Origin of the sequence: Nocardia sp. NPDC050175 (assembly GCF_044459885.1) — a bacterium.
In the GTDB taxonomy this organism is placed as follows: Bacteria; Actinomycetota; Actinomycetes; order Mycobacteriales; family Mycobacteriaceae; genus Nocardia.
This window is the reverse complement of the sequence record NZ_JBITJI010000019.1, coordinates 1-19553: the sequence shown is the minus strand read 5'-3', so window position 1 is coordinate 19553 and position 19553 is coordinate 1. Positions and strand designations below refer to the sequence as shown.

General features: G+C 67.0%; 19 protein-coding genes. 10 read left to right on the top strand and 9 right to left on the bottom strand.

Annotated elements, in window-relative coordinates:
- From ACIBK2_RS41620 to ACIBK2_RS41610, 3 genes are all read left to right on the top strand, one after another.
- Positions 1–1092, top strand: a complete 1092-nt coding sequence (locus ACIBK2_RS41620) for an MCE family protein (RefSeq protein WP_396976031.1) — start codon at positions 1–3, stop codon at positions 1090–1092.
- Positions 1089–2261 (top strand): MlaD family protein, encoded by a 1173-nt coding sequence (locus tag ACIBK2_RS41615; protein WP_396976029.1) that lies wholly within the window; start codon positions 1089–1091, stop codon positions 2259–2261. The genes ACIBK2_RS41620 and ACIBK2_RS41615 overlap by 4 nt, the downstream gene beginning before the upstream one ends.
- Before the next feature lie 132 nt (positions 2262–2393).
- A complete protein-coding gene (locus tag ACIBK2_RS41610; protein ID WP_396976027.1) occupies positions 2394–3209 on the top strand; it encodes a hypothetical protein in 816 nt (271 codons plus the stop codon).
- 79 nt (positions 3210–3288) lie between these two features.
- Here ACIBK2_RS41610 and ACIBK2_RS41605 read toward each other — a convergent pair whose 3' ends face one another.
- The 6 genes from ACIBK2_RS41605 to ACIBK2_RS41580 form a co-directional block, all read right to left on the bottom strand.
- Positions 3289–3861 (bottom strand): ribonuclease H, encoded by a 573-nt coding sequence (locus tag ACIBK2_RS41605; protein WP_396976025.1) that lies wholly within the window; start codon positions 3859–3861, stop codon positions 3289–3291.
- 10 nt (positions 3862–3871) lie between these two features.
- Positions 3872–4342 carry an SRPBCC family protein gene (locus ACIBK2_RS41600; RefSeq protein WP_396976023.1) on the bottom strand — a complete coding sequence of 157 codons (471 nt, stop codon included), beginning with the start codon at positions 4340–4342 and terminating at the stop codon, positions 3872–3874.
- A 162-nt stretch (positions 4343–4504) separates the two neighbouring features.
- Positions 4505–5713, bottom strand: a complete 1209-nt coding sequence (lhgO, locus tag ACIBK2_RS41595; RefSeq protein ID WP_396976021.1) for an L-2-hydroxyglutarate oxidase — start codon at positions 5711–5713, stop codon at positions 4505–4507.
- A gap of 22 nt (positions 5714–5735) precedes the next feature.
- Positions 5736–6428, bottom strand: a complete 693-nt coding sequence (locus tag ACIBK2_RS41590) for a hypothetical protein (RefSeq protein ID WP_396976020.1) — start codon at positions 6426–6428, stop codon at positions 5736–5738.
- A 361-nt stretch (positions 6429–6789) separates the two neighbouring features.
- Positions 6790–7581, bottom strand: a complete 792-nt coding sequence (locus ACIBK2_RS41585) for a TIGR03084 family metal-binding protein (protein ID WP_396976018.1) — start codon at positions 7579–7581, stop codon at positions 6790–6792.
- Positions 7582–7706: 125 nt separating this feature from the next.
- Entirely contained in the window at positions 7707–9062 is a 1356-nt protein-coding gene (locus ACIBK2_RS41580) for a hypothetical protein (protein ID WP_379283219.1), read from the bottom strand.
- Positions 9063–9264: 202 nt separating this feature from the next.
- On the opposite strand from ACIBK2_RS41580, the gene ACIBK2_RS41575 reads away from it, so the two are divergent.
- A complete protein-coding gene (locus ACIBK2_RS41575) occupies positions 9265–9978 on the top strand; it encodes a cupin domain-containing protein (RefSeq protein WP_396976016.1) in 714 nt (237 codons plus the stop codon).
- Between the two features lie 5 nt (positions 9979–9983).
- Here ACIBK2_RS41575 and ACIBK2_RS41570 read toward each other — a convergent pair whose 3' ends face one another.
- Both ACIBK2_RS41570 and ACIBK2_RS41565 read right to left on the bottom strand, forming a co-directional pair.
- Complete coding sequence (locus ACIBK2_RS41570; RefSeq protein WP_396976015.1) at positions 9984–11030, bottom strand: PrsW family intramembrane metalloprotease; 1047 nt, start codon at positions 11028–11030, stop codon at positions 9984–9986.
- A complete protein-coding gene (locus ACIBK2_RS41565) occupies positions 11027–11569 on the bottom strand; it encodes a hypothetical protein (RefSeq protein ID WP_396976013.1) in 543 nt (180 codons plus the stop codon). Before ACIBK2_RS41565 ends, ACIBK2_RS41570 begins: the two co-directional genes overlap by 4 nt.
- Positions 11570–11796: 227 nt before the next feature.
- On the opposite strand from ACIBK2_RS41565, the gene ACIBK2_RS41560 reads away from it, so the two are divergent.
- The 5 genes from ACIBK2_RS41560 (at position 11797) to ACIBK2_RS41540 (ending at position 17581) form a co-directional block, all read left to right on the top strand.
- Positions 11797–12363 carry a dihydrofolate reductase family protein gene (locus ACIBK2_RS41560; RefSeq protein WP_396976011.1) on the top strand — a complete coding sequence of 189 codons (567 nt, stop codon included), beginning with the start codon at positions 11797–11799 and terminating at the stop codon, positions 12361–12363.
- A 92-nt stretch (positions 12364–12455) separates the two neighbouring features.
- Positions 12456–13067, top strand: a complete 612-nt coding sequence (locus ACIBK2_RS41555) for a type II toxin-antitoxin system Phd/YefM family antitoxin (protein ID WP_396976009.1) — start codon at positions 12456–12458, stop codon at positions 13065–13067.
- A gap of 4 nt (positions 13068–13071) precedes the next feature.
- Complete coding sequence (locus tag ACIBK2_RS41550; RefSeq protein WP_396976007.1) at positions 13072–13341, top strand: Txe/YoeB family addiction module toxin; 270 nt, start codon at positions 13072–13074, stop codon at positions 13339–13341.
- Positions 13342–13445: 104 nt separating this feature from the next.
- A complete protein-coding gene (gene lon / locus ACIBK2_RS41545) occupies positions 13446–15866 on the top strand; it encodes an endopeptidase La (RefSeq protein WP_396976005.1) in 2421 nt (806 codons plus the stop codon).
- Positions 15867–15961: 95 nt separating this feature from the next.
- On the top strand, positions 15962–17581 hold the full coding sequence (locus ACIBK2_RS41540; RefSeq protein ID WP_396976003.1) for an FAD-dependent monooxygenase: 1620 nt from the start codon (positions 15962–15964) through the stop codon (positions 17579–17581).
- 97 nt (positions 17582–17678) lie between these two features.
- Here ACIBK2_RS41540 and ACIBK2_RS41535 read toward each other — a convergent pair whose 3' ends face one another.
- Positions 17679–18275 carry a DUF1707 domain-containing protein gene (locus ACIBK2_RS41535; protein ID WP_396976001.1) on the bottom strand — a complete coding sequence of 199 codons (597 nt, stop codon included), beginning with the start codon at positions 18273–18275 and terminating at the stop codon, positions 17679–17681.
- Positions 18276–18389: 114 nt separating this feature from the next.
- On the opposite strand from ACIBK2_RS41535, the gene ACIBK2_RS41530 reads away from it, so the two are divergent.
- Positions 18390–19499, top strand: a complete 1110-nt coding sequence (locus ACIBK2_RS41530; RefSeq protein ID WP_396976000.1) for a DNA polymerase IV — start codon at positions 18390–18392, stop codon at positions 19497–19499.
- The last annotated feature ends 54 nt before the right edge of the window (positions 19500–19553 follow it).

Sequence of the window (19553 nt, the reverse complement as noted above, 5' to 3'; positions counted from 1 at the left end):
ATGACGATCAAGGCACGCCGCGCGCTGATCGCCGTCGCGGCGGTGGCCGGTGTCGGCATCACCTCGGGCTGCGGTCTCACGGTGGAGAAGCTGCCACTGCCCAAGCCCGGTGTGTCCGGCGAAACCTACACTGTGCACGCGGTTTTCGAGAACGCGCTGAACCTGCCGGACCAGGCGAAGGTGAAGATCGGCGGTTCCGATGTCGGGGTGGTCTCCAACATCAAGACCAAGAACTTCCAGGCGGTCGTCGACCTGACCATCAGCAAGGATATCGAGCTGCCCAAGGACAGCACCGCCGAGCTGCGCCAGGCCACTCCGCTGGGTGATGTGTTCGTCGCGGTGTCCAAGCCGAAGACCGAACCGGGCACGAGCGTGCTGCACGACGGGGACACTCTGGGCCTGGACAAGACGTCGGCGGGTGCGACGGTCGAGCAGCTGCTGATCTCGATCTCGATGCTGTTCAACGGTGGTGGGGTCGCGAGTCTGAGTAAGTTGACTTCGGAGATGGACTCGATCGTCGGCGGTCGCGGCGGTGAGTTGTCGCATCTGATCAAGGAAATGACCGGTGTGGTCGGTAGTTTGAACGACAACAGCGCGAAGGTCGACGGCGTGCTGAACGAGTTCAGCGCGCTGGCCAACACCATCGAGACCCGCCGCGGCGAGCTCGGTCAGGTGGCCGATACGTTGCCGCAGATGATCGGCGCGATCGCCGAGAACAACAGGGCCATCGGCGATCTGCTGACCAAGGTGTCCACCACCAGTGCCGCGCTCGGCGATTACGCCGATACCTCCGGCCAGCAGTTGGGCAGCCTGCTCGACAACACCCACCGGCTGATGGACGCGCTGGCCAACACCGGCGACAACCTCGGCATCCTGCTCGATCGGCTGAAGGTGATCCGGCCCAAGGTCGATGCCACCTTCCGCGGCAAGAGCTTTGCCGTCTACGCCACCGCGACCAACCTCGATCTCAGCGCGCTGACCGATCCGCAACACGGCGGATTCCAGGATCTGCGCGACATCCAAGACCTCGCGGGCAGCCTGATCCAGGTCCTGCAGATCGTGCAGGGTCGAGTGCAGGGGGGCCACCGATGATGGCGAAACTGATGCAGCACAAGCTGGTGCTGTCCAGCATCGGCCTGGTGCTGGTGTTCCTGATCGGCGCCAGCTACCTGATGATCAGCATCATGCGGGTGAACCCGTTGAAGTCCACTTACACCGTGACGGTGAACCTGGACCGCTCCGGCGGGCTGCAGCCGGGCAACGATGTCACCCTGCGCGGCTACCGGGTCGGCAAGGTCACCTCGATCAAGCTGACCGATCGCGGGCAGGCCATCGCCGCGGCGGCCGAGATCGAGAGCAAGTACAAGATCCCGGTCGACACCGCGATCTCGGTGCAGGCCCTCTCCGGCGCGGGCGAGCAGTACATCGACTTCCGTCCCGGCACCGAGCAGGCGCCGTTCCTCGGCGACGGCGCGGTGATCAAGTACGACGCGGACAAGATCAAGACACCGACCCCGATCTGGTCGGTCCTCGACAACTCCAGCGCGCTCATCGCACAGGTCGATCCGGACAAGTTCGGCGTCATCCTGCGCGAGCTCGACACCGCGCTCAGCGGCGGCCCGGATCAGTTGCGCGGCATGGTGAATGGCATCAGCCTGGCCATGGCAGGCTTCGACAGTCTGTTGCCGCAGACCACCAACCTGATCGCCAACCTGCGCACCATCGCGGACACCACCTCGAACGCCCAGCCCGACCTCGGCACGCTGACCCGCAATTCCGGCACGCTGTTCAGCCAGTTCAACAATGCCAACGCCGAACTGCAGGGCATCCTGGAGAAGGCGCCCGGACAGCTGAGCAGCCTCGGCGCGGTGCTCGACAAGACCAGCGACCCGATCACCAGCCTGGCCACGAATTTCGCGGCGATGACCAAGGCCGCGCAGCTGCGCCTGCCCGCGTTGCGCGCGCTGTTCCCCTCGCTCGCGCTCGGCGCGGACGCGCTGGGTGTGCCCGCGCACGACGGCGAGTTCCACGCGATCATCGACATCTGGCCGCGGCCGTACTGCACCTACAACGTGACGCAGTTGCGCAACGAAGTCGTCCAGGACGGCACGATTCGCAAGTGGAACTACTGCGAGAACCCGCCGCCTGGTTCCGAAATCCGTGGTGCGGCGAATGCGCCGCGACCCGATGTGCCGAACAACGGCGCGCATATGCCGCCGGGTGTGGATCCGAACGAGCGGACCCTGCCCCCGGTGAAGTGAGATGCCCCCGGTCCCGCGGCGAAACCGTGGGTCCGGGCATACTCGCCGAGAGAACGCGTACGGTTCGCCCGAGATGCGGGCCCGTCAGTCGATCGGTGCGCCCGCGCGCCGGGAAAGTGCAGGTTTGTATCGATGTCCACCGACGACGCCGACACCAACAAGGATGCCGAGACCGCTGCGGACACCACGGCCGAAAAGGCCGAGGCTGCCGCGGTGGCGAAGCCCGAACTGTCGAAGGCGGACCAAGAGCCGTCGAAGTCCGACAAGGTAGCGACCGAAAAGGTCGATGAGGCGCCGAAGACCGATCTCGGTAAGGGCGCGGGCAGTCCGGCCGCCTCGGGTCGGTCCACCTCGTTGCCGCTGATCGCCGCGTTCGTGGCGGGCGTGCTCGCGGTGGCCGCGATCACCGCGGTGGTGGTGTTCTTCCTGCAGGGCAAGGATCGCGGCGAAAAGATCGACGCGATCCACGATTCGACCGCGGCCGGCTGCAACTTCGGCAAGGACGTCTCGAGCTACGACTACACCAAGAACCTCGACGACTACTTCACCAAGGTGAAGTCCGGCGCGAGTGGCGAATTCTTCAAGGAGTTCGACGACGCGACCAAGGCGCTCAAGGACGCCATGGTGCAGGCGCAGGTGAAGTCCTGGGTCGACGACGTGCAGTGTGGTTACCAGTCCGGTGACAAGTCCGAGGCCAAGGTGCTTGTCACGCTCACGCAGTTCCGCACCAACTTCACCCAGACGACGCCGGAGCGGCAGTTCGTCGTGGTGATCGCGCAGCTGACCAAGTCCGGCGACAAGTGGCTGGTCGAGAAGCTCGATTCGCCGATGCTCAAGGGTGCGGGCACCGGGCTGCCCGGTGCTCCCGCGCCTGGTGCCCCGGCACCCGGTGCGCCCGCGCCAGCTCCGGGTGGGCAACCCGCGCCTGCCCCGGCTCCGGGCAACTAGCGATAACGAGTGCCTCCGGCGGTGGGCCGAGCCACCACCGCCGGAGGTCATTCGGGCAGTCGTTGCCTGTGCTGCCGGATCAGAACAGCATCAGAGTCTGCGGCGCCGACGGCGCGGCCGCCTTCCCCGCGGCCTGGTCGATCGGCGCTTCCGGCGCCGTCGGCGTTTCTTCCACAGTCACCGCGGGAAGTTCCGCGGTGTTCGCCTCGGCGACGGCCGTGGTCGCGGCCACCTTCCGAGCCGCTTCACCGGCAAGCGCGTCGGCCTGCTCGTTGAAGTAGTTGCCGACATGTCCACGGACCCAACGGAACCGGACGGGGCCGGGCCTGCTGGCGATGGATTTATCGATCTGCCGGATGAGTTCGACGTTCTTCACGGCGCCACCGGTGGAGGTGCGCCAGCCGTTGAGCCGCCAACTGGAGATCCATTCCGACGCGCACTTGATCGCGTAGAGCGAATCGCTTTCGATCAGTAGAGGTTCGGCGCCGGGATGGGCGAGAATCGCCTCCAGTACCGCGCGTAGCTCCGCCACCTGATTGGTGCCGGACGGGCCGCCGCCGCTCGACGAGGAGCCCTGATGATTGACCCAAGCCCAGCCGATGGCGCCGCCGGGGTTGCGGAGGCAGGATCCGTCGGTGCTCACGATGATCATGGCTGGCACCCTACGCAATCCGACCGACAAGATCGGTACCGTGGAATTCTTCTATCTCCCTTCGCAATTGGGACTCGGTGCGGCGGAGCGCCGATTTCACGGCGGAATCCACCAGACCGACACAGAGGCGCCCCAGCAAGCCACGCGGGGGGCTGTACTCCGCCTCGGACGTCAGCACCGACCGCCCGTATCCGAGCGGATCGAAGCGCAGCGTCAGGGTCCCGGACAAACGCCCACGCAGCGTATACCCGATCACCACGTTGCGACGATATTCGGTGACCTCGCATGTCATCGTCGGCCGCCAGAGCACCAGCCGCGCGCTGGTCGTGAAGCGGGCACCGAGGCCGGAGTCGAGTTCGCCGGTCGGCTCGAAGGCGGCGACCGCGAACATCCAGTCCGGTACGAACAGATGGTTGTCCGTATAGGTGAAGGCCACCTCGACCGGTGCCCCGACGTCACTCGCGTACTTGATGTGGCCCATAGGCCCTCCCTGTTCCACGACTGGCGTTAAAAGTACTACAGCTCTCCTCTTTATTGGAGCGGTTGCGCGGTATTTGGTGTGCCGGTTTTCCACATTGCTACCGGGCGGTTGCTTGGTTGCTCATGGCTGGTCAATAGCTGGATCGGACCGGTCGGTCTCGTTCTAGGTTCGACTATCGGCACACAGTTGATCGACGATGTGCTCCGCGATCGGCATGGCGGAGGTGGCCGCCGGCGACGGTGCGTTGAGTACGTGCACCGAGCGCGGCGTGCGCTCGATCATGAAGTCGTGCACCAGCGTTCCATCGCGCAGCACCGCCTGCGCGCGGATGCCCGCCTCGCGTGGCCGCAGATCGGCCAGGGTCAGCTCGGGACAGTAGCGCCGGCATTCGGCCAGATAACCGCGCTTGAACAGCGAGTTGCGCAGTTCGCGCAGCCCGGTTCGGACATTCGCCGCGGCCACCCGGTGCACGCCGGGAAAACCGAGCACCGCCCGTGCGTCCTTGGCGTCGAAACTGCCCTTGCGATAGCCCTCCCTGGCCAGCCCGAGCACCGCGTTCGGGCCGACGGTCAGTGTGCCGTCGATGGTCGGACTCAGATGCACGCCGAGGAAGGGCAGCGTGGGATCGGGGATCGGATAGATCAGCGTGCGCACCAGCCCGGCCCGCTCCGGCGGCAGCTGGTAGTACTCGCCGCGGAACGGGACGATCCGGAAATCGTTGCGCAGCCCGGCCATTCGAGCCAGCCGATCGGCCTGTAGCCCCGCGCACGCCACCAGGGTGCGGGCCGTCCACGACCCGGCCGGGCCCGCGGCGGTGACCGTGGCATCGGTTTCGGTGAGCGAGGTGATCTCGGCGCCGAAGACCAATTGCCCACCCGCCGAACGGACCTCGTCGGCCAGCGCGGTGGTGACGGCGGTGTAGTCGACGATGCCGGTGTCCGGCACGAACAGCGCGCCGACGCCGGTCACCCTCGGCTCGCGCCGATGGAGCTCGGCGGCGTCGAGCAGTTCGACCGCGACGCCGTTGGCGACCGAACGCTCGTGCAAGGACAGCATCCTGCGCTGCTCGACAGCGTCCGTAGCGACCAGCAGCTTGCCGCACACCTCGAACGGAATCCCGTGTGTCGCAGCGAATTTCTTGGTCCACGCGGCGCCGCGGCGGCACAGCCGCGCCTTCAGGCTGTCCGGCGGATAGTAGATGCCCGAGTGGATGACACCGCTGTTGTGTCCGGTCTGGTGGGTGGCCAGCGCGTCGGCCTTCTCCAGCAGCACGAGGGTCGCGCCGGGATGGCGGTGCAGTATTCGATGCGCCGTCGCCACCCCGACGATGCCACCGCCGATCACGCAGAAATCGTACGTACTGTTCGGCATACCGAGAACAGTAGGCCCAGAGTTACACCGCCACGGTCGGTTCCGTGCCGCGATGCGTGCTCGGCAAGGTCGCCGGATCCGTCGTGGTCGGTTCGTGCACCGCGGTCGTGTCCGGCGCGGGTTTGGTGTTCGGTGCCGGGATGCGGTTGAGGTGCAGGTCGTGGTCGCCGAGCGCCGGATCGGTCAGCATCAGCACCACTTCACCACTGCGCGTGTCGAATTCGGTGCGCAGCTGGGTCACGCCCGCGGACTTCGGGTGCTCGTCGAGCGGGGTGTGGCCGGTCAGCATGGTGAAGGCGTTGGTGCCGACGGTGATCGAGATGGTGTCGGTGCGCACAGCGGCCACCTGCGCGTCCACGTAGGCGTCGCCGAGCAGCAGTTTTCCGCCGACGGTGCGCGGGTGTGAGACGACCACCGAATCTGTGTGGTGGTCGGCCGCTTTCGGGATCGGCACGACCATATCTACTGGGTGCCTGGTGAATACGGCGGGCAGTTCGTAGTGGCCGCCCGTCAGCACGGTGTCGGTCCAGTCGGCCTCGCTGGACGAATCCTCGGCGGCCTGCGCGGGCGGTGCGGCGACACCGCCGGTCCGGTTGAGGTCGGCCATCTGGTGCACGATGTATGAACCGGCGATCACAGTGAGGCTGAGGCTGGCGGCGCCCGCGAGGACGATCGCGGCGTGCCGAGCGATCTGGACATGCTTATTTCTGGTCACGATGCGTTCCTTCCCTGCTCCCCGGCAGCGGCCCACATCGTTGAAAGCCATACGGTTGTCCAGGTTACGGCGCGGCCGTACGGGGCATTGCCTCGGAGAGAGCAGAATCACACTCCGCGACGGATCGGCGCCGAATTCGTCGATTGTTTATGTTTCCGGCACCTCAAGGGCGGGTAAATAATTCTCTAGCTGGCGAGCGTCATCCTCGACTGCCACATCGAGACACCCGGCCAATGGCGTCCGGCCGACACGAACGGCGCACCCAAGTGTGGCGCTCGCCCGCTCCCGAAACTATGGATCGGGTCGGGTGGGCGACGGTCGGATGTACGCATCCGGCCGTCGCTGCCGTTTCCGGCGAAGGTCAGGCGAACTGACCCGCCGTGCGACCCGTTCCCGTCGGTCCCGCGAAAGCCTGTGCGAGGGTGAGCCATTCCGCCGCGTCCGCGCCGACCGTCTCGATCGCGAGGTCGTCAGGGTGGCGGCGCTGGGTCACCAGCAGGCAGAAATCGAGGGCCGGTCCGGTCACCCGCTGCGCGGCGTCCTCGGGTCCCCACGACCAGATCGTGCCATCGGGCGCGGTGAGCTCGATCCGGAATTCGGCTGCGGGCGGCGTCTTTCCGTGCACGGTGTAGGCGTAGTTCCTGGTCCGCGCGCCGATGTGGGCCACGGTGCGCAGCCGCGCGGTGGGGGTGCGGGTGATGCCGAGCGCGTCGGCCACGTCCTGGCCGTGCGCCCAGGTTTCCATGATGCGGGCGGTGATCATCGAGGCCGCGCTCATCGGCGGGCCGAACCACGGCAGCTTGCTGCCCGCGGGGACCACGCGCAGTGCGTCGGTAAGGGTCTTCTGGCCGCGGTGCCACCGGTCCAGCAGTTCGGCGGGCGGCGTGGTCGCTGCTTCCTCGGCGGCCTCATCGACGAAGGTTGTCGCCTTGGGCGCGGCCTCGGCCACCAGTCGCTGGAAGCCCGCGTCATCGGCGGCGGCGAGCGTGGCGACCTCATCGGTCCAGGCCAGATGGCCGATCTGATGGGCGATGGTCCAGCCTGCCGCGGGTGTCGGGCGGGCCCAGTCGGCCGCCGCCAGCGGTGTGACGAGGCGTTCCAGGTCCGCGCACTCGTCGGCGAAATCGTTGAGCAGCGCCTCGAGGTCAGCCATCTGTTCCCCTGCCGATCAGTCGAACGCACACCACCTCGTGTGCCGTCGCGGTTCAGCATCGCAGCGGCCGCCGAAAAATGCAAGCACGCGTGCTTGTATTTAGACCGACCGCCCAGAAGGCTTGGCTACCAGCCGAAAATGATCAGATGCGAGGCGCCGACCGCCAACCCGAGCACCGCGCCGTGCAGATAGAGCAGCCACGCGTCCTGCTCGACCGAGGCATAGAACATCTCCATGAACTCCCCCGGCGTCAGCTGCCGGAGCTTGCGCGCCGCGAACACATCGATGGTCTTGGCCTGCTCCAGGATGAATTCCTCGTCCTCGGCCAGGCTCGGCGCGAGCCCGACGGCGGCACCGGCCGCGCCCGCCTTGAGGTTGTCGAACTGGCGACGGCCCAGCGCCGCCCGCACGAAGGAGGTGGTCGGGCCGAGCTGCCGATGGATCTCGTCGGAGACGAGCCGTTCCAGCAGCTGGCGGGTCTTGTCGCCGTTGGGTCCGTCCAGCAGTTCCCGCGACAGGTTCGGCAGGGTGAGCACCTGATAGGCCAGGATGTGCGCGAGGTCGGTCGCCGCCTGCGGCTGCCGCTTGGCCAGCAGCGCCTGCTGCCACAGGTACTTGTACCAGGGCTGCGGGTCGCCGGGCTCGAACACCATCTTGACCGCGATGACATTGACGATCACGCCGATCGCCGCCGAGGCGAGCAGCACGATCACCCAGCCCGGCACCCAGCCCAGTACCGGAATGTGCTGGTGCACATGCATATACAGCGCGAGCAGCAGGCCGAACGGCGCGCCGAGCAGGCCGATCCGCACCATGAAGCGCAACTCCGGCGCCGCGATCGTGGTGGTCAGATCCTTGAGGATGCCGGGGTTGTCCTGCAGATACCGGATGACGAAGCTCTTGATGTCGATGAGCTGATCGACGTTGTCGCCCAGCGATTCGAACGCGCGCCGCGACAGCGCGGGCATCTCCCGATCCACCCGCTGGTAGATGATCTGCTTGGCCGCGCGCGGCACGCTCCGCCACAGGTCCGGGTTCTCCCGGTTCATCAGCTCGTCGACCAGCGGCTGCACCTGCTTGCGGGCGAGCACCGCGACGTAGTCGGCGATGCCGTCCAGGTCGAGTTCGTGGATGAAGTCGCGCGGACTGCCGATCCGCATCAGCGCCTTGTCGACGCAGATGCTGGCCATCTTCTCGGCCCGCGCCGGGATGAAGCCTTGGAATCCGAGCTGCTGCCCGTCCCCGGAGAAGGTCGGCAGCACCTGCACCCGGCGCGGGAAATACGGATAGAGCAGATACAGACCCGGGATCCGGAAGCCGCGAAATCGCTCCGGCCAGAACAACATCAGCACGCCGGTCCAGTTGGTCAGCCAGCCCGCCAGCGCGCTGAAGATCGGGAACGTCACCAGATCGACCACGAACTTGGACTGGCCCGTCAGATCTTCCCAATCGATGAACACGCCGGCGGCGAGTGAACTCATCGATGGATCTCCCTAGGCCGAACCGACGGAACCGCCGGTATGAGGTATCAAGGCCCCAACATTGTCATTGCGCCGGAGTGAGTGTCAACGCGGGCACACGGTAGTGCGGCGGGGCTACCATGAGCGCGCCCGAGCTGGACCTGGGCGTGAGCCTGACATCCCCCACGCGCGGTCGCGGACCGCCGACGTCGCAGGAGGTCGCGTGTCCGAAAACTCAGTGCCCGACGAGCTACCGAGCGAGGACGACGAGCGGCTCAGCCGCCGCCGGATCATCGGCACCGGCGCCGCCCTCGGTGGCGCGGCCCTCGGCGGGGCGCTCGCCGCGACGGTGGGCGGGTCGGCCCGAGCCGAGCAGGGCAACGCGATGCCCGCGTCGGCGGCCGATACCAAACTGGACACCGACTCGCATCTGTACCACCTCACCGCCGCCGAGCCGGACCGATACGACGGCGGCACGTTGCGCGGCGCGCACGAGGGCACCTTTCCGGTGCTCACCGGTCAGCAGGCGTCGGTCTACTTCGTCGAACTCGAGGTCGGCGCCATCCGGGAGCCGCATTGGCATCCGACCGCGTGGGAGCTCAACTACATCATTTCCGGCAAGGCCGACTGGACGATCCTCGGCACCCATCCCGACGGCACCTATCGCAACGATGTCTTCGAGGCGAAGCAGGGCGATCTGGTGTTCGTGCCGCAGGGCTTCTTCCATTACTTCGGCAACTCGAGCACCGAACAGTCCCTGCAGGTTCTGGTGGTTTTCAATACCAGCGCGCAGGAACCCAACGACGACATCGGCATCGTGGCCACCGTGAATTCGCTGCCGAGGGAGATTCTCGCGGCCGCGTTCGGTGTTCCGGTCGCCGCGTTCGGCGGCATCCCGACCGAGGTGAAGCCGGTGGTGATCACCAGGTGTAAGTAGGTGCCTCACACCGGGATACGAATGCCCGATCCCGCGCCGGTGTCCTGGACCCAGTCGAGCAGCACGCGCTGCCGTTGCACCTGGTGGCGACGGTTGTACTGGCCGCTCAGCTGTTCCGCTTTACGGGCTCGGCGTCGACTTCGGCGCGAGATCAACGTGCTCAACTCGCCCGCAGGCGCGATGCCCCGCGTTACCGCCCAGTTGACCACCGCGCGGAACCATTGCCGTTCGGTGTGCACCACCCAGGTGTAGACGGCGGCGAAGATCAGGATGTACAGGATCGTCCTGGCCAGGATCGAGCCGACCGGAATGTTCGCCGGGCTCGGCGCGTCCCAACCGAAATGCAGTGCGGCACCGAGCAGATAGAACACGACGAAGACCAGCGCGCGTCGGCCGGCCGGCCAATCCGATCGCGCCACCGCCAGCACGATGCCGATGCCGGCGAGCGCGGTCAGCATCCAGTGCGAGGTGATGCCGGTGAGCAGTCGCACGATGCCGACCAGCACCGCGGTCGCCGAATTGTCCTGTGCCGACAGCAATCCGGCGTTGGCCGAGTAGGTGATGTTCTCGACGACCTGGAAGCCGAGGCCGGTGCAGCCGCCAAGCAGCAGGCCGTGCATCGGCCGGTTCAGCAGTGGCCGGGCAAGCCACGCGACGGCGAACACGCCGATGCCCTTGACCGCCTCCTCCACGATCGCGGCGGAAATCGGTGCCTGCCAGTCGATCGCGAACGCGTCGCCCGCCAGGTTCTCAATGATGCGCATGTTGTTGTCGTTGGCGAACATCGCGATACCGGGTCCGGCGAGCGCACCCCAGAGGAAGCCCATGACCAACGGTGTCCGGATCCGCCGCCGCGCGCGCAGCCGATCCAAATGCAGGACAAGCCAACCGAATACGAGCAGGGTCGCGAGGGTGAACGGCAGGCCCACCAGGATGTCGCGCCAGGTCAGCGCGGCCACCGGGGCCAGTTGGAGCACCAGCCCGGCTAGCCCCAGGAACGAGATCAGACAGTAAGCCCAGAACAGCGCCGACTTCGGCTGGAACCACTTCATCGCCGCACCGTCAGCGTTTCCAGGACCGGCGTCAGTTCCGGCAACGTGGCGTCGTCACCGATGAGCACCAGCGTGACCGCCAGTTTCTCGTTGCCGACGATCGCGCATACCCCGGCTCGGTCCGTGCCGCGGCAGGTCCGGCCACTGAAGCCGTTCGGCGTCTTGACCTCCCCGCCGTCGAAATCCGCCTTGAAACCCTGTGCACCAAGCACTTTCAACCGCCAGTCGGCCGCGTCGGCGAAGTCCGTGACGCCGTCGATCACGCTGACCGCCAGTCGCGAACCATCCGGAGCGATCAGCGCGGCCGTCGTCTGATCCCCCGTCGGCCTGCGCTGCCACCCGCCGACCCCACCGAAACCGACCGTGTCAGGCTCCTCCCCCGGCGCCGTCAGCTTGATCTCCGCATCGGGCGCAACCGCCGTCTCCCGCGTCGGCACCAGCGCGGCGACCGCCGACGGCACCGCGAGCAACGCCGCGACCACCGCGATCACCAGTCCGGCCTGTCGCCAGTCATGCCCGGTCCGGATCGGCCAACTCATGCACATGCTCCCATCGAGGGTCCGCTGCGCCCCACCGAAAAACTGCCACCGACCAGCGGCGCAGCCACCTCAACGATAAGTCAGCCCCCGTGGTTTGCCCGCGAACACGCCCACCGCACCGCACCCGCCCGCAGCAGACCGTAAACAATCCGTAAACCGCCTCCAGCACAGTAGAGACACACCAGAACGGCAGGCCCCCAACCCGCCCCTTAGAAAAGGAAAACCCGATGCGCAAGCTCAAGCTCCAGGTCCAAACCACCATCGACGGCTACATGTCCGGCCCGAACGGCGAAATGGACTGGATGACCTTTCCCTGGACCCCCGACGTAGCCGCCTACATCGCCACCCTCATGTCCTCCGTCGACACCATCCTCCTCGGCCGCAACCTCGCCGAAGGTTTCATCCCCACCTGGTCCACCCGCACCGAAGCCGACGGCGAAGACCAGGCCACCATCGACTGGATGAACAACACCCCCAAAATCGTCATCACCAACACCCTCATCGAGTCCCCCTGGGCCAACACCACCGTCGCAGGCGGTGACCTCACCAAGCTCATCACCGACCTCAAGAACCAGCCCGGCGGCGACCTCATCGTCTATGGCGGCGGCACCCTCGTCTCCACCCTCATCGCCGCCCAACTAATCGACGAACTCCACCTCTTCATCAACCCCACCACCATCGGCACCGGCCTCCCCGTCTTCCCGATCGGCCCCAACCAACCCTTCACCACAGTCGCCGCCACCCCCTTCGCCTGCGGCATCACCGCCCTCCACTACGCCCCGAAAACCTCCTGACCTGCATGCGCGGTTGTCACTGTAGTTGTACGACATATTGTACGAATTGAGGTGTACGATATGTTGTACGACTTCTAAAGGGGTGATTGCCGATGTCAGCGCTACCGATCTCGACCGTTCGTCAGGACTTATTCGGAATGGTGAAGAAGGTCAACGACGACCACGATCAGGTGACGGTGGTCACGAAGACCGGTGAGAATGCTGTGCTGGTGGCCGAGTCCGATTGGAACTCGATTATGGAGACCTTGTACGTGCTCCGGACCCACGGAGGCGCGCAATTGCTGGCCTCCGCTGACGACGCTCGTGCCGGCCGCACGGAAGCGCACGCCCTGATCGATCCGGACGACGAGACGTCGGCAGAGCCACCGACTCGCGCTTTCACGCTCCGGCGCGGTGACGTGGTCTGGGCGATCGAGCCCAAGTTCCACAACGAATCTGCCGCCGATGACGACGCCCCGGACAAGCTTCTCGTCGAGGGCGCGAAGCAATACGCGGTCGCGCCAGGTGCGGCGCTGTGGGCAATCGCGGAGAAGATCTATGCCGACGACGCCGGAGCAACCAACTCCGCGGATCGCTTCAAGCGCTTCATGGATGAGTTGCAGTCTCGCGTAGCTGAAAACAACTTCGTGTCGCTGTGGACCGACGAGCCGGACGACACAACCGAAATTCACCGGTCTGTACGTCCGCGCCGACGGAAGGCGTGATGGCGTGCCTGATCGAAAGTTGACGTTCACCGCCCAGGGGTGGCGTAGCTATTCATCCTGGCTGCCGCGGGATCGTGCGGTACTGAAGGCGGCGAACAAGATGATCAACGCCGTACTTGCCGATCCGTTCACCGGGATCGGCAAGCCCGAGCCACTGCGGTATCAACTTGCCGGGCACTGGTCGCGACGGATCAGCCAGGAGCACCGGTTGATCTACTACGTCACCGATACCGAGGTGGTCGTCGTGCAGGTGGGAAGCCACTACGACGACTGATTCGCGTCGACTTCGCCCACAGCGAACGTGGGGAGGTATTCGGAACAAAGGGGGAAGGGCCGGGGTTGAGTTGGTATCGCTCAACTTTTGGAAGGGTCGAACACGTGACTACACCACAGAACCTGCCGGTGCTGTTCCTGACCGATCCGATCGTGCTGCCGGGCATGGTCGTGCCCATCGAACTGGACGAATCGGCGCAGGCTGCCATCGATGCCGCGCGCGCGGCCAAGACCGACGCGGTGCTGCTGGCGCCGCGGCTCACCGAGGGCTACGCCTCCTACGGCGTGGTCGCCACTATCGAACAGGTCGGCCGGATGCGCGGTGGCGCACCGGCGGCCGTGCTGAAGGCGGAACGGCGCGCGAAGATCGGGCACGGGGTGACCGGGCCGGGTGCCGCGCTGTGGGTCGAGGCCGAGCCGGTCGAGATCCCCGCTCCGGACGGCCGGACGAAAGAGCTGGCCGCCGAATACAAGAAGCTGGTCGTCTCGGTACTGCAGCGCCGCGAGGCCTGGCAGATCATCGACGCGGTCAATCAACTGACCGATCCGTCGGCGATCGCCGACACCGCGGGTTACGCGCCGTACCTGACCGACGATCAGAAGCGCGAACTGCTGCAAACCCCCGACGTCACCCAGCGGTTGAACACGCTGATCGAGTGGACCAAGGACCATATCGCCGAGGCCGAGGTCACCGAGAAGATCAGTGACGACGTCCGCGAGGGCCTGGAGAAGAGCCAGCGCGAGTTCCTGCTGCGCCAGCAGCTCAACGCGATCCGCAAGGAACTCGGCGAGGGCGAGCCCGACGGCGCCGACGACTACCGCACCAGGGTCGAGCAGGCCGACCTGCCGGACAACGTCCGCGAAGAGGCGCTGCGTGAGGTCGGCAGGCTGGAGCGGTCCAGCGATCAGAGCCCGGAAACCGGTTGGATCCGGACCTGGCTGGACACCGTGCTCGAGCTGCCGTGGACGGTGAAAACGACTGACAGCACCGATGTTTCGGCCGCTCGCGCGGTGCTCGACGCCGATCACCACGGCCTGGACGAGGTCAAGGACCGGATGGTCGAGTACCTGGCGGTGCGTTCCCGGCGCGCCTCGCGTGGGCTCGAGGTCGTCGGTGGACGTGGCTCCGGTGCGGTGCTCGCGCTGGTCGGTCCGCCCGGTGTCGGCAAGACCTCGCTCGGCGAATCGGTGGCCCGCGCCATGGGCCGCAAGTTCGTGCGCGTCGCCCTGGGCGGCGTGCGCGACGAGGCCGAGATCCGTGGCCACCGGCGCACCTACGTCGGCGCGCTGCCCGGCCGGATCGTCCGCGCCATCAAGGAGGCGGGTTCGATGAATCCCGTTGTCCTGCTGGACGAGATCGACAAGGTCGGCTCGGACTTCCGGGGCGACCCGGCGGCCGCGCTGCTCGAGGTGCTCGATCCGGCGCAGAACCACACGTTCCGCGATCACTACCTGGATCTGGATCTCGACCTGTCGGACGTGCTGTTCATCGCGACCGCCAACGTCATGGACACCATCCCCGGCCCGCTGCTGGACCGGATGGAGCTGATCACCGTCGACGGCTACACCGAGGACGACAAGGTCGGCATCGCCCGCGACTTCCTGGTGCCGAGGCAGCTGGAGCGCAACGCGCTGACCACCGACGAGGTGACCGTCACCGACGAGGCGCTGCGCGAGATCGCCGCCAACTACACCCGGGAAGCCGGCGTGCGGCAGATGGAGCGACTGATCGCGAAGGCGTTGCGTAAGGCCGCGACTCGCCTGTCCGAGGACGGAAAGGGCTCGGCCACGGCCGATCTCGGCTACGAATCCGAGCTGGGTTATGACGCACTGGTGAAGTCCGACAGCGGCCCGCAGAAGTCGCTGACGATCGATCTGGGTGATCTGAAGGAATACCTGGGCCGCCCACGCTTCACCCCCGACTCGGTGGAACGCACCGCGGTCCCGGGTGTGGCGACCGGTCTCGCGGTCACCGGACTCGGTGGCGATGTCCTCTACATCGAGGCCAACGCCGCGGAGGGCGAGCGCTCGCTGACCCTGACCGGTCAGCTCGGCGACGTGATGAAGGAATCCGCGCAGATTGCACTGACCTATGTGCGCTCGCACCTGGAGGAGATCGGCATCGAACCGTCGGTGCTCGATCGCAATATCCACGTGCACTTCCCGGCGGGCGCCGTCCCCAAGGACGGACCGTCGGCGGGCGTCACCATGGTCACCGCGCTGGTGTCGCTGGCACTGGGCAGGCAGGTGCGCGCCGATGTCGGCATGACCGGCGAGGTCACGCTGAACGGGCGGGTGCTGCCGATCGGCGGCGTCAAGCAGAAGCTGCTCGCGGCGCAGCGAGCCGGTCTGAAGACGGTGTTCATCCCGGCCCGCAACGAGCCGGACCTGGACGACGTCCCGGCCGAAGTGCTTGCCGCACTGGAGGTTCGCCCCGTCGCCGACGTGGCCGACATCCTGGCCTACGCCATCGAGCCGGTCGCCGAGCCCGCACTGGACGGACGGGCCTTCGCGGCTACCGCCTGACATGCGGGAGCAAGGCCGGGCACCTCGGGTGCCCGGCCTTTCTCGTGTAATCGGCGTGCAAGGGCGGTGCAAGCGGACGGGCACAACATCGGTGCATGACCTCGACGCAGCAAGTACCCGTTCTCATCGTCGGCGGTGGTCTGGTCGGACTGTCCGCCGCGCTCTTCCTCGAATATCACGGGGTGCCCTTCGTACTCGTGGAGAAGCGGACCGCCGTGTCGGTGCTGCCACGTTCCCGCGGCGTGCACACTCGGACCGTCGAGCTGTTCCGGCAGCTCGGCGTCGAGGATCGGGTCCAGCGGGCCGCCGCGTCCGCGTTGAAGGCAGGCCGGTTCGGGGGCGCGAGCCGGGGCGCCACGCTGCTGGCCGCCGAGCAGCTCGAGCTGCCCAATTTCATGAAGAGCCTGCAGAACCCGGAGCCGAGTCCGTCCAGCTTCTGTTTCCTGCCGCAGGTGCAGCTGGAGCCGCTGCTCACCGAGGCGGCCCGCGAGCGCGGCGGTGACCTGCGCTTCGGCGTCGAGCTGAGCGAATTCGCGGCCACTGACCGCGGTGTCACCGCCACGCTGCGGGATCGGACCGCCATGACCTCGACCATCGAGGCCGACTATCTCATCGCCGCCGACGGCGCGGGCAGCCCGATCCGGCGAGCGCTCGGCATCACCGGCTGGGAGCTGCCGCCGACGCACCACTACCTCAACCTCTTCGTGCGGACCGACCTCGCCGAGGTACTGCACGGCCGCACGTTCAGCCAGTGCGAGATCGTCAACGACGAGGTGCGTGGGCTGGTACTGGCGAAGAACAACACCGACGAGTGGTCGTTCCACCTCGAATACGATGCCGCGCGTACGGATCTCACCGACTATCCGGTGCAACGCTGCGTCGAGCTGGTCCGGGCCGCGATCGGCGTACCGGACATCGAGGTCGAGGTGCTGGCGAAAGCCGCATGGGACACCGGTGTTTTCGTCGCGGACGAGTACCGCCGCGGCCGGGTCTTCCTGGTTGGCGACGCTGCACACCGGCACGCGCCGTGGGGTGGATACGGTGCCAACACCGGAATCGCGGACGCGCACAACCTGATGTGGAAACTGGCGGCGGTGCTGTCCGGCACGGCAGCGCCCGCACTGCTCGACAGCTACCAGCCCGAGCGGCGTCCGCGCGCCCTGATCGCTGCCGAGCAAGCCCGGCTCGGCACCGACTTCGCCACCCGCTACGGCATCGAAACCCCGGACAACGCCGCCGATCTCGCCAGTCAACTGAGTACCAACACGGTGATGACCCAGTACCGGTACACCTCGGCCGCTGTCCTGGGGGGCACCGCCGATACACCGCACGTCGACCAGCTGACCGGCCAGGTCGGTACCCGGGTGCCGCATCTGTGGATCGACGGGTCCCAGCGGATCTCGACGCTGGATCTGAACGGTCCCGGTTTCGCGCTGCTGGTCACCGGCACCTCCGCCGCGTGGCGTGACGCGGTCAGTGATGCCCAGTGGGACACCGGAATCGACATCACAGTGCACGCGCTACCCGTCGCCGACTGGTTCGCGCGCACCGGCCTACCCGAGGGTGGCGCGCTGCTCGTCCGGCCGGACGGGATCGTCGCCGGTCGCTCCGACGAAGAGCTGTACCCGAGCACACTCACCGCGGCGCTGTGCCGCATCGTCGGCGGGTTGTCCAGCGGTGCAAGGTCTCTCGACGACGCAGCCGCCGGTGCCTGATCTGGGCGGTAATGCGGACGACTGGCACGGGTGAGATGCCACCAGCTATCTCTCGGTCGCGCCGTCCGGGGGCGATAGTCGAACGTGACCCGGTAGGTCAGGCCGGACGCGGCCGACGCAGCAGCCAGGCCAGGAAGGACCGGCGCGGCGGCCGCGGGTACCGCACGCTGAGGGAACCGGAGCCGACCTTCCCATCGACCCGCAGCACCGGCGCGCCGGGCAGCAGCGGTTCGGTCGCGCGGTTCGAGACGCTGCCGCTCTTGGTCCGCACCCGATCGACATCGACTCGCCACCCGCGCGGCACGATCAGCTTGATGCTGCCGGAGCCCGCGGTGGCGTGCAGCGCGATCTCGCTGTGTGCGCAGAGCGCCTGGGTGAAGTCGAAAGTGATACTGCCGGACCTACACTCGGCGATGAGCTCGGCGGGGACGATCCACTGCCCGCGCTTGTCGCGCGATCCGCTGCCGGTGCGCAACTCGACCGGCTCGGTGGCCGTGGGCAGGTCCGCGGTGACAGCGACCAGTTCGGCGCTGGTTTGGGCCGAGTAGGCCCGGATGAGTCGCCGGTCCAGTTCCAGCACATCCAGGCGACCCTCGGTCACCGCGATGTGCAGCCTGCGTACCGCGACTTCCCGGTCGGTGTCCGCGACCCGAACCGCGGGCAGCGCGACAGGTTTGTCCTGCGCATCGGTCATCGGTCTGCTCCCCTTGTTCGTGCTCAGGGAAATCGTACGGCCATGATCCCGCTCGGCGCCGCCGTCGGACCGGTATTCCGGCTGCCTGTCACACCCGTGGGGTAAGACGGTCCTATGGCCAGATGGCTGTTGCATGTCGATCTCGATCAGTTCCAGGCGGCGGTGGAGTTCCGCCGCCACCCGGAGCTGCGCGGCCTGCCGGTCATCGTCGGTGGTAATGGCGACCCCGCCGAGCCGCGCAAGGTGGTCACCTGCGCGTCCTATCCGGCGCGGGCGTTCGGCGTGCGGGCCGGAATGGCGCTGCGCAGCGCCCAGCGCAAGTGTCCCGAGGGCGTGTTCCTGCCGTTGGACATGGCCAGCTACGAGGAGGCGTCCGACGAGGTCATGTCGCTGCTGCGCACCTTCCCCGGCCGCGTCGAGGTGTGGGGCTGGGACGAGGCGTTCCTCGCCACCGACACCGACGATCCGGAGGCGCTGGCCCGCGAAATCCGCAGCGCCATCGAGCAATTGGAGCTTTCCTGCTCGATCGGCATCGGCGACAACAAGCTCACCGCCAAACTCGCCACCGGCTTCGCCAAATCGACCGGCAAGTCGGCCGACGGCCCGGCCACCGATGCGGGCGCGGCCGCCGGAGTCTTCCGCCTCACCGCCGCGAACTGGACCGAGGTCATGGCGCACCGCCCGACAAATGCGTTGTGGGGCATCGGCACTCGAATCGCCACCCGCCTCGCCGACCTGGGCATCAACACTGTCGCCGACCTGATGGCCGCCGACCGGCACCGCCTCGCCGCCGAATTCGGCCCGAACACCGGCCCCTACCTGTGGGTCCTCGGCCACGGCAAAGGCGACACCGACGTCACCACCGAACCCCGAATCCCGGTGGGCCGCAGCAAATCCGAAACTTTCCCGCACGACCTCACCGACCCCGCCGAAATCCGCACCCAGGTCGCCCGCTTGGCCACCGAGGTAGCCGAGGAAATGGCCGAAGCGGGCCGCATCGGCACCCGAGTCTCGGTCACCGTCCGCACCAACACCTTCTACACCCGCAGCAAACAAGAAAAACTGCCAACCCCCACCATCGACCCCGCCCAAATCACCGAAACCGCCCTCCGAATAATCGACCGCTTCCCCCTGGACCGCCCCATCCGCCTCCTCGGCGTCCGCCTCGAACTCGTCCCGGAGTGGGACTGTGGATTTAACGGTGGTTCCGGCCCAACACGCTGAACGATGTTCAGCGAGGAAGGTGCCGTGATGACGACACTGGATGCCGTGGCATCG